Source organism: Streptomyces bacillaris (assembly GCF_003268675.1).
Taxonomy (GTDB): domain Bacteria; phylum Actinomycetota; class Actinomycetes; order Streptomycetales; family Streptomycetaceae; genus Streptomyces; species Streptomyces bacillaris.
Genome location: NZ_CP029378.1, coordinates 2,711,479 through 2,725,181, shown reverse-complemented (window position 1 = coordinate 2,725,181; position 13,703 = coordinate 2,711,479). Strand labels below are relative to the sequence as shown.

Sequence of the window (13,703 nt, the reverse complement as noted above, 5' to 3'; positions counted from 1 at the left end):
GCGTCGGCGGGAATTCCGGGGGATCTCGGCGGCCGGGCGCGCGCGGGGGGAAGGAAGTCATGGACGCCGCGTCAAGAACAGCGGAAAGTGGCGGGGATTCGCCGCCGGTCGAAAGTCCGGCCACAGCGGCGGCCGGATCGCCCGTCTCCGTCGAAGCGCGCCGCAAAGCGCGTCGGCGCCGCGGATACGCGGCCCTCGCCGTCCTGCTGGCGGTGGCCCTGGCCCTTCCCGTAGGGGTGCACTTCAGCCGGGACGCCGACGCTCCCCGGACGGAGGCGAAGGCTGAGCCGAAGGGTGCACCCGAGCCGCTCGTCACCGAGGCCGAGGCGGCGCGCGCGGCTCAACGTACCGGCAAGGAGGTGGAGGTCACCGCCCGGCGTACCGCCACCGCCACCACGTGGGCCCGGCCGGACGGGCTCCTGCGGACCCGCTCCTACAGCGACACGATCCGCGCCAAGGTCGGCGACGGGTGGAAGCCGGTCGACACGACCCTCCGGCGTGTGGACGGCGGTTACGCGCCCAAGGCGGTCAACGACCCGCTTCTGTTCAGCGCCGGAAGCAAGGCCGGAAGCAAGGCCAGAGGCAAGCCCGGAAGTGAGGCCAGGAGCAAGGCCGGCTCGGACAGCTCCGCCCCCCGGGCCTCGCGTGCGGTGCCCCGTACCGTCCTCACCGCCGGTGCGCCCGCCGCCGACGCGCCCGCCTGGAGCGACCTCGTACGGCTCACCACCGGGCCGCACCACCTGGTGGTGAAGTGGCCCGGCGAACTGCCGGAGCCCGTGGTGGACGGGCCGCGCGCTCTTTACCAGGACGTGCGGCCCGGCATCGACCTGCTGCTCACGGCTCGTGACAGCGGCTTCTCCCACATCCTGATCGTCAAGAACCGGGAGGCCGCAGAAGACCCCCTGCTCCGCACGCTCACCTACCGCCTGGCCTCACCCACCCTGACGTTCGTCCTCGACCCGGCGTCCAAGGCCGTCAGCGCCCGGGACAGTGCCGGGGAGGAGTTCGCCGCCGCCCCCACCCCCTACCTGTGGGACTCCGCGGGGCCCGTGCGGGCCACCATCGGGGAGCCGGCCCCGACTCCCGACCCTGCCGTACGAGACACCTCGCTCGCTCTCCCCGGGCTCGCGGGGCCCCAGCCCGGGTCGCGCGACGCCGTGCTGGACGCACGCCTCGGGGCCGACGACGGAAGGCTCGACATCACCGTCCCGGTCGGCCTGCTGACCGGCCCCGACACGGTGTACCCGGTCTTCATCGACCCGTCCTTCAAGGGCCGCAAGAAGAACTGGACGCTGCTGTACAAGAAGTACCCCGGCTCCAGCTTCTGGAACGGCCAGAACTTCAACGACGGCACGAACGAGGCGCGCGTCGGCTACGAGAAGGACAGCGGCGGGCTCTCCCGGTCCGCTTTCACCTTCGAGTTCGGGAGCGTCCTGCACGGCACGTCCATCAAGTCCGCCGACTTCCGGGCGCTCCAGACCTACTCCTACGGCTGTTCCAGTCGGCAGTACAACCTTCACCTGACCGGCGGGATCTCCAGCTCCAGCAGCTGGAACAACCAGCCGGCCTGGAAGGAGACCCTCTCCTCGCAGACCAACGGACACGGCTACCGGACGGGTGACTGCCCCGACAGCTGGGTCAAGATGAACATCAAGTCGGCCGTTCAGAAGGGGGCCGACGGCAAGTGGAGCTCCCTCACCCTTGGGCTCCGCGCCGCCAACGAGACCGACACCAACGCCTGGAAGAAGTTCATGGCGAACGGTGAGAACTCCCCGTACATCGAGGTCGTCCACAACAGCCCGCCCCGTGAGCCCACGGCGTCCGCGATGACGACCACACCGGGTACGAGCTGCAAGACGGCCACGCCCTACCCCGGCATCGGGAAGCAGGACGTCACCTTCTCCGTCACCGGCTCCGACCCGGACGGCAACCTCAAGCACATCAACCTGCGCGTCTACCACTGGATCGGCGACACCGCCCACGACGTCGTCAACCAGAACCTGACGCCCAACAGCAGCGGCACCGCCACCCGGACCATTCCGTGGTCCCAGCTCACCAGCGGCAAGACCTACACCTGGACGGCCCGCACCATCGACACGGACGGTGAGACGTCCGCCTGGGGCCCTTCGGGGACGGCGGCCTACTGCCGGTTCACGGTGGACCACAGCGCGCCGAACACCCCCGCCGTCAGCTCGGAGGTGTTCCCGCCGGCCGGTGAGGACGGGTCGGTCTGGTCCTCCGTACGGTTCGGGACGGCCGGTCTCTTCACGTTCTCGGCCAACGGGTCGCCGGACGTGAAGGAGTACCAGTACGGCTTCACCACGGCCTTCAACCTCAAGGTGGCCCCGAACCCGAACCCCGGTGGACGGGCGAGCGTCTCGCTGAAGCCGCCGCACGCCGGACCGAGCGTGCTGTACGTGCGCTCGGTGGACGCCACCGGCAATGTCTCGAAGCCCCAGAAATACGTCTTCAACGTCACGCCCGCACCGGTCTCCGACAGCCCGATGGACGTGACCGGGGACAAGGTGCCCGACCTGTACACGATCGACAAGGACGGCAACCTGGCCCTGCACGCGAAGCCCCCGGGCACCGACCGGTTCCACACCTCCATGCCGGCCGCCTACACCACGGGCACCGCCGACGGGTCGGCCGAGCTCGTGCCGGACGGGTACTGGAAGGGCGCGCTCATCACGCACAACGGGGACTGGCTGCCGGGCGACGGCATCCAGGACCTGGTGGCGCGCATGCCCGACGGAAAGCTGTACCTCTGTCCCGGCGACGGCTACGGCGGCTTCGACGTCACCAAGCGCGTCGAGGTGCTGCTGCCCGCCGGGGCCCCGGAACCGAGGACGCTCCGGCAGATCCTCTCGGTCGGGGACGTGACCGGGGACGGCCGCCCCGACCTGCTCGCCCTCGCGGGCGCCGACCTGTGGGCCTTCACCGGGTACACCGGGGCCAGCTTCGCCCAGGCGACACGCCTTGCTGGTGAGTCCTGGACGAACCGCGACCTCGTCCAGGTCGGCCACATCGCGGGAGACATGGCCCCCGACCTCGTCTTCCGGGAGAACCTGGCCGGTCAACTGCACCTGCGGCAGGGCAGGAACGCGGCCTCCGGCGGTCTCGACCTCGCGTCGATCGGAACCAAGGCGGCCTCGGCCGGGCATCTGGACACCTATGGTGCCTCGGGCTGGTCCCGCGGTGAGGTGCCGATCCTGGCGGGTACGCCCGACGTCAACGGGGACGGGCTGCCCGAGGTCTGGGCGCTGTCCGCGAACGGCGACGTACGGGTCCACCCGGGCCGCGCGGCCGGCCTCGCCCCCGCGGCGGCCTTCCAGGTCGCCGGTGGCACCTTCGGCAACAGCTGGGCCGGGTACACGGCCATCGGCTGACGAGCCCTGACCCTGCCGGTTCCGCCTCCCGGAAGCGAGGCGGAACCGGCAGAGAGCAGGCGGGTGGCCGGAAACTGACCCTTGTGATGGCCGGACATCTGGGAAACCATGCGCATGTCAAAAGCCGGAAGATTTCCGGTCCTTGGCATCACTGGAGGGGACCCCCCACATGAACAAGCCTCTCATCGGTGCGTTTCTTGCTGCCCTGCTCCTGGGAGCGGGCGTCGCGCCCGCCGTCGCGGCCGAATCCGCGCAGGCGCGGGAATCCGCCACCGAGGTCACGCCCGCACCCGCCGCGAAGGCCGTGACCTTCGCCGGTACCGTCGCGCTCAGTAACTGCTCGGGCTCCGTAGTCCGTTCGCCCGACTCCGCGCCCACCGACCCCGCCCTCGTGCTCTCCAACGGGCACTGTCTGGAGACGGGATTCCCGGGCCCCGGCGAAGTGCTCGTCGACCGTCCGTCCACGCGGACGTTCACCCTGCTCGACGCCTCGGGCGGCGGGGTCGGCACGCTGAGGGCGAGCAAGATCGCGTACGGCACCATGACCGACACCGACCTCTCGCTCTACGAACTCACCTCCACCTACGAGGAGATCGAGAGCGCCTACGGCATCGAGGCGCTGGAGCTGGAGACCGACCACCCGGTCGCGGGCACCGCCATCACCGTCGCCTCCGGCTACTGGAAGCGCACCTACAGCTGCGGCATCGACGGCTTCGTCCACCAGCTCAAGGAAGGCCGGTGGACCTGGAAGGACTCGGTGCGCTACACCCCGGAGTGCCAGACCATCGGCGGTACGTCGGGTTCGCCGGTGATCGACGACGCCACCGGCAAGGTGGTCGCCGTCAACAACACCGGTAACGAGAGCGGCCAGGAGTGCACGGACAACAACCCGTGCGAGGTCGACGAGAACGGCAACGTGACCGTCCGCGAGGGCATCAACTACGCCCAGCAGACGTACGACATGGTCCCGTGCATCGGTGTCGGCAACAAGATCGACCTCGACCGGGAGGGCTGCGGGCTGCCCAAGCCGTAGCCCCCTGCCCTGCCGGGTGCGGTAGGTGTGAGTGGTGTGGGGCGTGCGTCCGGCCGTCCTGATTCTCCTCAGGGCCGCCGGGCGCGCGCCGCCTCGATGCCGTCGAGCAGCACCCCGAGCCCCACCCGGAACGTCTCGCGCGCCTCCCGCTCCAGGTACGGCATCCCGGCGTCCGGGGCCGGGGCCTGGTCAGGGGGCGGGGCCTGGTCCGGGTACGGCTCCACCGGGCCCTCCGCCTCCAGGCCGCTCACCGCCGGGAAGCGCTCCGCGAAGTCCGGGACCAGTTCCGTCAGGGCCGCCGAGCGCGCCGCCCACCACTCCGCGTCGGAGCTCCCGGTCGCCGTCGCGGCCAGCCGGGCGTCGGCCACCGTCTGCGCCGAGCCCCGCACGAACGGGAACAGGGTCCCCACCAGCCGCCGCACCACCCCGGCCTCCAGGCCCGTCACCCGCAGCAGGGTGATCAGCGTGTCCAGCCCCGCGTACTCGTGCGGCCCCAGTACCGGCCGCGCCTGCGAGACCTGGAGCACCCAGGGGTGACGTACGTAGAACTCCAGGACGTCCCCGGCCCAGGCCGTGAGCGGCGCCCGCCAGTCGTCCGGGGCCGACTCCGGGTAGGCGGTGGGGAGTTCGGCGTGGACCGCGTCGTACATCAGGTCCAGCAGCTCGCTCTTGCCGGGGACGTAGGTGTAGAGCGCCATCGCCGTGCGCCCGAGCCGGTCGCCGACCGCGCGCATCGACAGGGCCGCCATCCCCTCCGCGTCCGCGAGCGCCACGGCCGCCGCCACGATCGCGTCCACGCTCAGCCGGGGTTTGGGGCCCGGGGTGCCGCGGGTCGGCGGCGGGGCGTCCGCGCGCCAGAGGAGGGAGAGGGAGCGGTGCGGGTCGCCCTGCCCGGCGAAGACCACCACGTGCGACTCCTTACGATGTAAAGTAACGTTCGGCGGATAATCCATTACACCGTAAGGTATCGGTGTCGGTGTCAGTATCGGTGGTCGTCGGCGGCGATCACCGGCGGGGAAGGGTCGGGTCGCGATGGGTCAGGCGCTGTCGGTCACCTATGTACGGGTCGTGGACGTCGAGCGGGTCACGCCCCGTACGGCCAGGGTCGGCTTCACCGCCGACGAGCTGCCCGGGCTCCTGGAGGACCGGCCCGACCAGCAGCTGAAGCTCTGTCTGCCGCGCGCCGGGCAGACCGTGCCCCGGCTGCCGGAGCGGGCCGCCGACGACCCGTACGGCATGAGCTGGTACGAGGCGTACCTCGCGATCCCGGAGGCGGAGCGGCCCTGGATGCGCAGCTTCACCGTGCGCTCCTACGACCGTGAACGCAACGTGATGGCCGTCGACTTCGTGCTGCACGGCGACGGCGGGCCCGCCGCGCGCTGGGGTGCGGCCGCCAGCCCCGGCGATGTCCTCGGCATGGTCGGCCCGTCCTCCCTCTACGTCCGTCCCCTGCCCGCCGCCCGCCGGATGCTCCTCGCCGGGGACGAGACGGCGCTCCCGGCCATCGCCACCGTGCTGGAGGCACTGCCGGCCGGGACCTCGGCCATCGTGTACGCGGAGGTCGCGGACGCGGCGGAGGAGCGGGAACTGCCGCCCGCCGCCGGAGGGGCCGAGGTGCGGTGGGTCCACCGGGACCGGGGCGGCTCGCTCGTCGCGGCCGTACGGGGAGCGGGCGCCGACCTCGACGGGGTGGACGCGGCCTGGGTGGCGGGCGAGGCGTCCGCCGTGCGGGATCTCCGCCGCCATCTGGTGGGGGAGCGGCAACTGCCTAAGGCCGCCGTCGAGTTCAGCGGGTACTGGCGGCGCGCCCTCACTCAGGACGACGCCCCTACGGAGGAGGATCTCGCCTGGGCGGCGGAGCGGGCCGCCGACGCCTCGTAGGGGCCTTCGGGCGCCTTCGCAGAGAGCCTCCGGGCAAGGGTCGCGCCCTCGGGTGGTCCTGGCGGAGAGCCTTCGGGCGGGCCGCCCCCTCGGGCGCCCCCGCCCGGAGCCTCAGGAGGCGCCCGCCCCCGCGCCCCGGACCGCCCGGCCCGCCAGTACCGGCGTACGGCGGTTGTCCTCGATCACGAACCTGCCGTCGATCAGCACGTGCGGGATGCCCACCGGCAGTGTGCGCGGCTCCTCGAAGGTGGAGCCCGCCGCCACCGTCTCCGGGTCGAAGAGCACCAGGTCCGCGCGGTACCCCTCGCGCACCAGGCCCCGGTCCGCCAGCCGCAGCCGGGCGGCCGGGCGGGAGGTGAGGTGGGCCACGCACTCCTCCAGCGAGAGGATCCCCAACTCCCTTACGTATCGCCCCAGATACTGGGGGAACGTGCCGTACGCCCTCGGGTGCGGCTTGTCGCCCTGGAGGATGCCGTCGCTGCCGCCCGTGTGCACGCGGTGGCGCATGATCTGCCGGACGTTCTCCTCGTGGCCGACGTGCTGGAGGATCGTCGTGCCGAGCCGGTCCTCGGTGAGCAGCCGCCGCGCGGTCACCCAGGGCTCCTCGCCCCGCAGCGCCGCCGAATCCGCCACCGTGCGGCCCACGTACTCGCCCAGATGCGGGGCGCCGACGCCGGAGATCTCGATGGTGTCCCACTCGATCGGCACCCCGTGGCAGCCGTCCGAGCCGAGTACTTCCAGGTGGTGCTGTATCTTCTCGGCGCTCGCCGGGTCCGCGAGCCGGGTGAGGACCGACTCGGGTCCGCCCTCGCTCGCCCAACTCGGCAGCATCGCCACGAGCGTTGTGCAGCCGGGAGTGTACGGGTAGGTGTCGAGCGAGATGTCGGCCCCGGCGGCCAGCGCACCGTCCAGCAAGGCCAGCAGGTCCGGTGCCCGGCCCTTGTTCACGCCGAAGTTCATGGTGGCGTGGGCGAGATGGAGGGCGCAGCCGGCGTGCTGCGCCAGCTGCACCATCTCCTCGTACGCCTCCAGCGCCCCCGCCCCGTAACTGCGGTGGTGCGGGCAGTAGTAGCCGCCGTGGCGGGCCACCACCCGGCACAGTTCGGTGAGTTCGGCGCCGTCCGCGTACATCCCCGGGGTGTAGGTCAGCCCGGACGACATGCCGACCGCGCCCTCCCGCATGCCCTGGCCCACCAGCTCCTTCATCCGGGCCAGTTCGGCGTCGGTGGCCGGGCGGTCCTCCCAGCCGACCGCGTACATCCGGACCGTGCCCTGCGGGATGAGGTAGGCGGCGTTGACGGCGATGCCCTGGCCGCCGAAGTTCCGGTCCAGGCGGTCCAGATAACCGCCGACCGTGCGCCAGTCGAAGTCGATGTCGGAGCCGTCGCCGTTCCAGCCGGTGATGGAGCGGCGGACCTCGGCGAGCGTACGGTCGTCGACCGGGGCGTACGACAGGCCGTCCTGGCCCAGGACTTCGAGCGTGACGCCCTGTGCCGCCTTCGCGCTGTGGTCCGGGTCGCGCAGCAGCGCCAGATCGCTGTGGGCGTGCATGTCGATGAAGCCGGGGGAGAGCGCGAGCCCGTCGGCGTCGACCGTCCGGGCGGCGGTGGGGCGGGGGCCGGGGGAGCCCTCGCGGTGGATCTCGGAGATCCGGCCGCCGTCCACCGCCACATCGGCGCGGTAGGACGGCCCGCCGGTGCCGTCGACGACGAGCGCGTCGCGCAGGACCAGGTCCATGGAGAGCCTTTCGGGGCGGGAGGAGGGGGGAGGGGCTGCTCAGAAGAACGTGCGGATGTACTCCGTGACCGTGCCGTCCGCCTCCACCAGCGGGATCAGCTGCCACTTGTCGAAGCTGGTGCAGGGGTGCGAGAGGCCCATCCCGACCCAGTCGCCCACCTCCAGCTCGGTCCCCGCCTCCGTCCGCACCCACGTGTGCTGGTCGGAGAGACCGGTGACCGTGATCCCGGTGGCGGGGCGCACCGAACCGTCCCGCGCCGAGCGGACCACCTGCGCCTCGGGGAGGTCCAGGTCGTACGCCGCGTCCCGCTTCCCCGCGTTCAGGAAGGCCTGTTCGCCGGTCGGGCGGGAGACCACCTGGGCCCAGAGCCGGAACGCGGGCTCCAACGCCCCTTCCTCGGGCACCCTGTTGAAGGGGGTGAGGTGCTTGTAGTGGCCGTCGTCGTGCGAGACGTACGCGCCGGAGCGCAGCAACTTACAAACGGGCAGGCTCAGTTCGGGGATCTCCGCGAAGACGTCCGCGACCGCGTCGAACCAGGCGCTGCCGCCCGCGCTGATCACGATCTCCTCGGCCCCGGCGAACCGCTTCTCGTCGTCGAACGTGGCCGCCAGTGCGACGAGCCGCCGCAGCCACGCCCGTACGCGCTCCGGATCGGCGTCCGGCACCTCCCCCTCGTACCCGGCCACGCCCACCAGGCGCAGCGACCCGGCCCCGGCCACCGCGTCGGCCACCGCCGCGCAGTCGGCCTCCGTCCGGGCCCCGGTCCGCGCGCCCTCGCCCGCGCCCAGCTCCACGACCACGTCGAGGGGGCGGGTGGCGCCCGCCGCGCTCAGGGCCTCCTCCATCAGCTCGACCCCGCGCACGGAGTCCACGTAACAGACGAAGCGGAACTCCGGGTCGGCGCCCAGCTCACCGGCCAGCCAGCGCAGCGCGACCGGGTCGACCAGCTCGTTGGCGAGGAAGATCCGCCCGATCCCGTACGCCCGGTAGACCCGCGCCTGGTGCGGCACGGCGGCCGTGATGCCCCAGGCGCCGCGCCGGAGCTGGTCCGCGAAGAGCTGCGGGGCCATCGACGTCTTGCCGTGCGGAGCGAAGGCGAGGCCGTGGCGCTCGGCGTACGTCTCCAGCAGGGCGAGGTTGTGCTCGACCGACTCGGCGGAGAGCGCGAGGACGGGGGTGGTGAACCCGCCGGTGAAGAGGTTGCGGCGCTCGGCGGCCAGCGCCCCGACGGTCAGGCCCTCGGCGTCGGGCGGCAGGGCCTTGAAGCGGTGGTCGACGCGCTCGTCCGCGAGGCCCGCGGCCAGGGACGTGGCGCGGTCGGTCGACGGCGAGGCGGCGCGGGCGGAGGCCGGGGGCGCGGCGCGGTCGGCCGTGGGAGACGCGGGGCGGTCGGTGGGGCGGTCGGCTGCCAAGGTGAGCTCCTCGAAGTTCGTTGCAACATATGCAACATCCATTGCGTATATCGCTCAACGCTGTCTAACATCCGAGCCGACGCCCGGTCAATGGTGACCACCGGCCCGCACACCGACCAGCGAGGAGCCCTCAGTGTCCGGACCCGCAGCAGGGACGGCCCACGCCGCCGCGACCACCGATGTCGTCTGTCTCGGTGAGTCCATGGTGACGTTCCTGCCCTCGCAGCCCGGCCGCCTCGCCGACGTGCCGTCCTTCGGGCGCGGGATCGGGGGCGCCGAGTCCAACGTGGCCTGCGCCCTCGCCGCCGCCGGGCACCGGGCGGCCTGGGTGGGACGGGTCGGGGCCGACGGCTTCGGCGACCACCTGGTCGAGACGATCGCGGGGTACGGGGTCGACACCTCGGCCGTCCGCCGGGACCCGGACCGGCCGACCGGCATCTACTTCCGTACGGCGACGGATCGCGGGACCGAGGCCCATGAGGTGGCGTACTACCGGGCCGGGTCGGCGGCATCCGCGATGTCACCGGCGAACGTGCCGTACGAGGAACTGTTCGCCGGGCGCATCCTGCATCTGTCCGGGATCACGGCCGCGCTCTCCGCCGACTGCCTGGCCCTGCTGCGGGAGCTGACGGCCCCGCGCCCGGGCCGCCCGCTGGTGTCGTTCGACGTGAACCACCGGCCGCGGCTGTGGCGGGACGGCGACGCCGGTGTGCTGCTGGAGCTGGCCAGCCGCTGCGACCTGGTCTTCGTCGGGGAGGACGAGGCGGAGGAGGCGTGGGGGATCGTCGGCGCGGAGGCGATCCGGGCGGCGCTGCCGGAGCCTTCGGTGGTGGTCGTGAAGCGGGGGAGTGCGGGCGCGACGGTGTTCGCCTCGGGGCTCCGCCCCGGACCTCGCTCCTCGAACGCCGGAGGCGCTGACATCGGCTCGCGCCCGACGCACGTCGGAGGGGCTGAGGCAGGGGAGCGTGCCGCCCAGGCTGCCGACCGTGACACCGTCACCGTCGTCCCCGCCCTCCGCGTCGACGTCGTCGCCGCCGTCGGGGCCGGGGACGCGTTCGCCGCCGGGTTCCTCTCCGCGACCCTGCGGGGCCTGCCCGTACGGGACCGGGTCCGGCACGGGCACCTGATGGCCGCCGCCGTCCTCACCGTCCCCGGCGACCTCACCGAACCGCCCGCCCGCGACCACGCCGACCGCCTCGTCGCCCTCGACGACGGCGCCTGGGGGAGACTTCGTCTCGGCCCCGGCTGGACCGCAGCCGACCGGGCCCACGAGGAGGTACGTACGCCATGAGCCAGACCGTCGACCGGGCACTCAGCATCCTGCCGCTGCTCGCCCAGGGCCCCGCCGACCTCGGCCAGGTCGCCGAGCGGCTCGGCGTCCACAAGTCCACGGCGCTGCGCCTGCTGCGTACGCTCCACGAGCACGGGCTCGTCTACCGCCAGCAGGACCAGCGCTACCGCCTGGGCGCCCGGCTCTTCGCGCTCGCCCAGGAGGCCGTCGAGAACCTCGACGTACGCGAGATCGCCCATCCCCACCTGGTCGAGCTGAACGACCGGTGCGGGCACACCGTGCACCTCGCCGTCTACGAGGAGCAGGAAGTCCTCTACATCGACAAGGTCGAGAGCCGCTATCCGGTCCGGATGTACTCGCGGATCGGCAAGCCCGTCGCGATCACCGTCGCGGCCGTGGCCAAGCTGCTGCTGGCCGACCTCACCGAGCCCGAGCGGCGCGCGATCGCCGAGAAGCTCGACTACCCCATGTACACGTCCCGTTCGACGCCGAACGCGGCCGCCTTCCTCAAGGAGCTGGCCGTCGTCCGCGAACAGGGCTGGGCCACCGACCTCGGTGGTCACGAGGAGTCCATCAACTGCATCGGCGCCCCCATCCGGGGCGCGTACGGCCGGGTCGTCGCGGCCATGTCGGTCTCCGCACCGAACGTGGTCGTCACGGCCGAGGAACTCCTCACCCTCCTCCCGCTGGTCCGGCGCACCGCCGAGACCATCAGCCGGGAGTACTCCGGCTCCGGCACCAACCGACCCAAGAAAGTCTGATCAGCCATGACCGAGAAGATCGCGCTCACCCCCTCCACCCACACCGTGCCGCCGGCGAAGTTCTCGCACGGCGTGAAGAAGGGGAACATCCTCCAGGTCGCCGGCCAGGTCGGCTTCCTCCCCGCCGTCGAGGGCCAGGCCCCGACCCCGGCCGGCCCCACCCTGCGTGAGCAGACCCTCCAGACCTTCGCCAACGTGAAGGCGATCCTGGAGGAGGGCGGCGCGAGCTGGGACGACGTGATGATGATGCGCGTCTACCTCACGGACGTGGACCACTTCGCGGAGATGAACGAGATCTACAACGCGTACTTCGCCGAGCAGAACCTGAAGGAGGCCCCCTCGGCGCGGACGACGGTCTACGTGGGCCTGCCCAAGGGCCTGCTGATCGAGATCGACGCGCTCGCGGTGCTCAGCTGACGGTTCGGACTTCCCACAGCCCCATCGCCTTGCTCCACCCGCAGCAACTCTCCAACCCGCCGTACGGTACGGCGCCCCGTCCCCCGGGGGCGCCGTACCGCGCTCCGCCCTGCCCTCCCTCCAGCACCATCGGAGTTCCCCCATGCCGCTCGCCGCCACCCCACCGCCGGTCGAGATCCCGCCGCACACCGGTGGTCTGCTCCTCCTGATCGACGGCACCGCCGGTCTGCTGACCGTCGCCGCCCTCGGCATCGCGCTCCTCCTCTTCCTGATCATCAAGGTCAGACTCCAGCCGTTCGTCGCCCTGCTGGCCGTCTCCATAGCCGTCGGCCTCGGCGCCGGGCTCTCGGTCACCGAACTCTTCGGCACCGTGCAGAAATCCGCCGCCGTCTCGGTCATCGAATCCGGCATGGGCGGCATCCTCGGCCATGTGGCGATCATCATCGGGCTCGGTACGATGCTCGGCGCGATCCTCGAAGTCTCGGGCGGGGCAGAGGTGTTGAGTGCCCGCCTGCTGAACCTCTTCGGGGAGAAGCGCGCCCCGCTCGCGATGGGCCTGACCGGCCTCATCTTCGGCATCCCGGTCTTCTTCGACGTCGGCATCTTCGTCCTCGCGCCGATCGTGTACGCGGCCGCCAAGCGGTCCGGAAAATCGATCCTGCTCTATGCGATGCCGCTGCTGGCGGGGCTCTCGATGACCCACGCGTTCCTGCCCCCGCACCCGGGCCCGGTGGCCGCCGCCGGACTCTTCAACGTGTCGCTGGGCTGGGTCATCCTGATGGGCGCGGTCGTCGGCATCCCGTCGGTCCTGGCCGCCTGGGCGTACGCCTCCTGGATCGGGAAGCGGATCTTCGTCGACGTACCGCAGGACATGGTCGAGGCGGCCGCGGAGGCCAAGGCGGCCGTCGCCGCCGAGCAGCGGGCGGCGGGCGTCACCCCGCACGAGAAGCCGGTGCCGCTCGCCACCGTCCTCGCGATCATCGGCACCCCGCTGGTCCTGATCCTTGCCGCGACCTTCTCCTCCATCGCGCTGAACCCTTCGACCCTCCGCTCCGTCGTGGAGTTCTTCGGCAACCCGTTCGTGGCCCTGACGATCGCCCTGTTCCTCGCGTACTACCTGCTCGGCATCCGCCGCGGCTGGTCCCGCAAGTCCCTGGAGTCGGTCTCCACCTCCTCGCTGAAGCCGGTCGGCAACATCCTGCTGGTGGTCGGCGCGGGCGGGGTCTTCGGCGCGGTGCTCAAGGGCAGCGGCATCGCGGACGCGCTGGCCGACACGTTCAACGACGTGGGCCTGCCCGTCATCCTGCTCGCCTGGCTGATCTCGGTGGTCCTGCGGGTCGCCCAGGGCTCGGCCACCGTCGCGATCGTCACCACGGCCGGGATCGTGGTCCCGCTGGTGGAGGGCCAGGACCTCTCCCAGGCCCACCTCGCGCTGATCATCATGGCGATCTCGGCGGGCTCCATCTTCGCCTCGCACGTCAACGACGGCGGCTTCTGGATGGTGTCGAAGTACTTCGGCATCTCGGAACGCGACACGTTGAAGTCCTGGACGGTGCTGGAGACGGTGCTGTCGGTGGCGGGCTTCGTGGTGGCGGCGCTGCTCAGCCTGGTGATCTAGGGCCTCTCGGCGTACGGGGCGGCGCGCCCGGCCGTTCGGCTTCCATGGCTGCCTCACCGGAGGGGAGGAGGGGCGGACCAGGTGCTGGACTGTGGCTACCTGAGGCCACCTTGTGGCGCCCCCGGCCCTGCCCTGTCCCTGCCCGATCCCTGCACGCCCCCTT

At 71.9% G+C, this 13,703-nt stretch carries 10 protein-coding genes; 7 read left to right on the top strand and 3 right to left on the bottom strand.

The annotated features are described in order from the left end of the window. Positions 1-59 precede the first annotated feature (59 nt). Positions 60-3,389 (top strand): DNRLRE domain-containing protein, encoded by a 3,330-nt coding sequence (locus DJ476_RS11245; protein ID WP_162638668.1) that lies wholly within the window; start codon positions 60-62, stop codon positions 3,387-3,389. A 169-nt stretch (positions 3,390-3,558) separates the two neighbouring features. Further along, positions 3,559-4,422, top strand: coding sequence for a S1 family peptidase (locus DJ476_RS11240; RefSeq protein WP_112490423.1), 864 nt, complete (start codon positions 3,559-3,561; stop codon positions 4,420-4,422). A 68-nt stretch (positions 4,423-4,490) separates the two neighbouring features. Here the strand turns inward: DJ476_RS11240 and DJ476_RS11235 are convergent, their stop codons facing one another. Beyond that, the gene (locus tag DJ476_RS11235) at positions 4,491-5,330 is read right to left on the bottom strand and encodes a TetR/AcrR family transcriptional regulator (RefSeq protein ID WP_112490422.1); all 840 of its coding nucleotides are present in this window, start codon (positions 5,328-5,330) and stop codon (positions 4,491-4,493) included. A 124-nt stretch (positions 5,331-5,454) separates the two neighbouring features. On the opposite strand from DJ476_RS11235, the gene DJ476_RS11230 reads away from it, so the two are divergent. Further along, the gene (locus tag DJ476_RS11230) at positions 5,455-6,303 is read left to right on the top strand and encodes a siderophore-interacting protein (RefSeq protein WP_112490421.1); all 849 of its coding nucleotides are present in this window, start codon (positions 5,455-5,457) and stop codon (positions 6,301-6,303) included. Between the two features lie 111 nt (positions 6,304-6,414). On the opposite strand, the gene DJ476_RS11225 is transcribed toward DJ476_RS11230, so the two are convergent. Next, positions 6,415-8,040 (bottom strand): N-acyl-D-amino-acid deacylase family protein, encoded by a 1,626-nt coding sequence (locus DJ476_RS11225; RefSeq protein WP_112490420.1) that lies wholly within the window; start codon positions 8,038-8,040, stop codon positions 6,415-6,417. 39 nt (positions 8,041-8,079) lie between these two features. Further along, on the bottom strand, positions 8,080-9,453 hold the full coding sequence (locus DJ476_RS11220; protein ID WP_404827487.1) for an alanine racemase: 1,374 nt from the start codon (positions 9,451-9,453) through the stop codon (positions 8,080-8,082). 133 nt (positions 9,454-9,586) lie between these two features. Here DJ476_RS11220 and DJ476_RS11215 point away from each other — a divergent pair, with 133 nt between their 5' ends. From DJ476_RS11215 to DJ476_RS11200, 4 genes are all read left to right on the top strand, one after another. Next, a complete protein-coding gene (locus DJ476_RS11215) occupies positions 9,587-10,744 on the top strand; it encodes a sugar kinase (RefSeq protein ID WP_112490419.1) in 1,158 nt (385 codons plus the stop codon). Further along, complete coding sequence (locus DJ476_RS11210) at positions 10,741-11,505, top strand: IclR family transcriptional regulator (RefSeq protein ID WP_112490418.1); 765 nt, start codon at positions 10,741-10,743, stop codon at positions 11,503-11,505. The genes DJ476_RS11215 and DJ476_RS11210 overlap by 4 nt, the downstream gene beginning before the upstream one ends. A gap of 6 nt (positions 11,506-11,511) precedes the next feature. Continuing rightward, positions 11,512-11,922, top strand: coding sequence for a RidA family protein (locus DJ476_RS11205; protein WP_019763282.1), 411 nt, complete (start codon positions 11,512-11,514; stop codon positions 11,920-11,922). 142 nt (positions 11,923-12,064) lie between these two features. Beyond that, positions 12,065-13,540 (top strand): GntP family permease, encoded by a 1,476-nt coding sequence (locus tag DJ476_RS11200; protein ID WP_112490417.1) that lies wholly within the window; start codon positions 12,065-12,067, stop codon positions 13,538-13,540. The last annotated feature ends 163 nt before the right edge of the window (positions 13,541-13,703 follow it).

Bases quoted from the DNA above. Each gene is read 5' to 3' on its own strand.
- DJ476_RS11200 (WP_112490417.1), top strand. From the start codon at position 12,065: ATGCCGCTCGCCGCCACCCCACCGCCGGTCGAGATCCCGCCGCACACC.
- DJ476_RS11205 (WP_019763282.1), top strand. From the start codon at position 11,512: ATGACCGAGAAGATCGCGCTCACCCCCTCCACCCACACCGTGCCGCCG.
- DJ476_RS11245 (WP_162638668.1), top strand. From the start codon at position 60: ATGGACGCCGCGTCAAGAACAGCGGAAAGTGGCGGGGATTCGCCGCCG.
- DJ476_RS11210 (WP_112490418.1), top strand. From the start codon at position 10,741: ATGAGCCAGACCGTCGACCGGGCACTCAGCATCCTGCCGCTGCTCGCC.
- DJ476_RS11225 (WP_112490420.1), bottom strand. From the start codon at position 8,040: ATGGACCTGGTCCTGCGCGACGCGCTCGTCGTCGACGGCACCGGCGGG.
- DJ476_RS11230 (WP_112490421.1), top strand. From the start codon at position 5,455: ATGGGTCAGGCGCTGTCGGTCACCTATGTACGGGTCGTGGACGTCGAG.
- DJ476_RS11240 (WP_112490423.1), top strand. From the start codon at position 3,559: ATGAACAAGCCTCTCATCGGTGCGTTTCTTGCTGCCCTGCTCCTGGGA.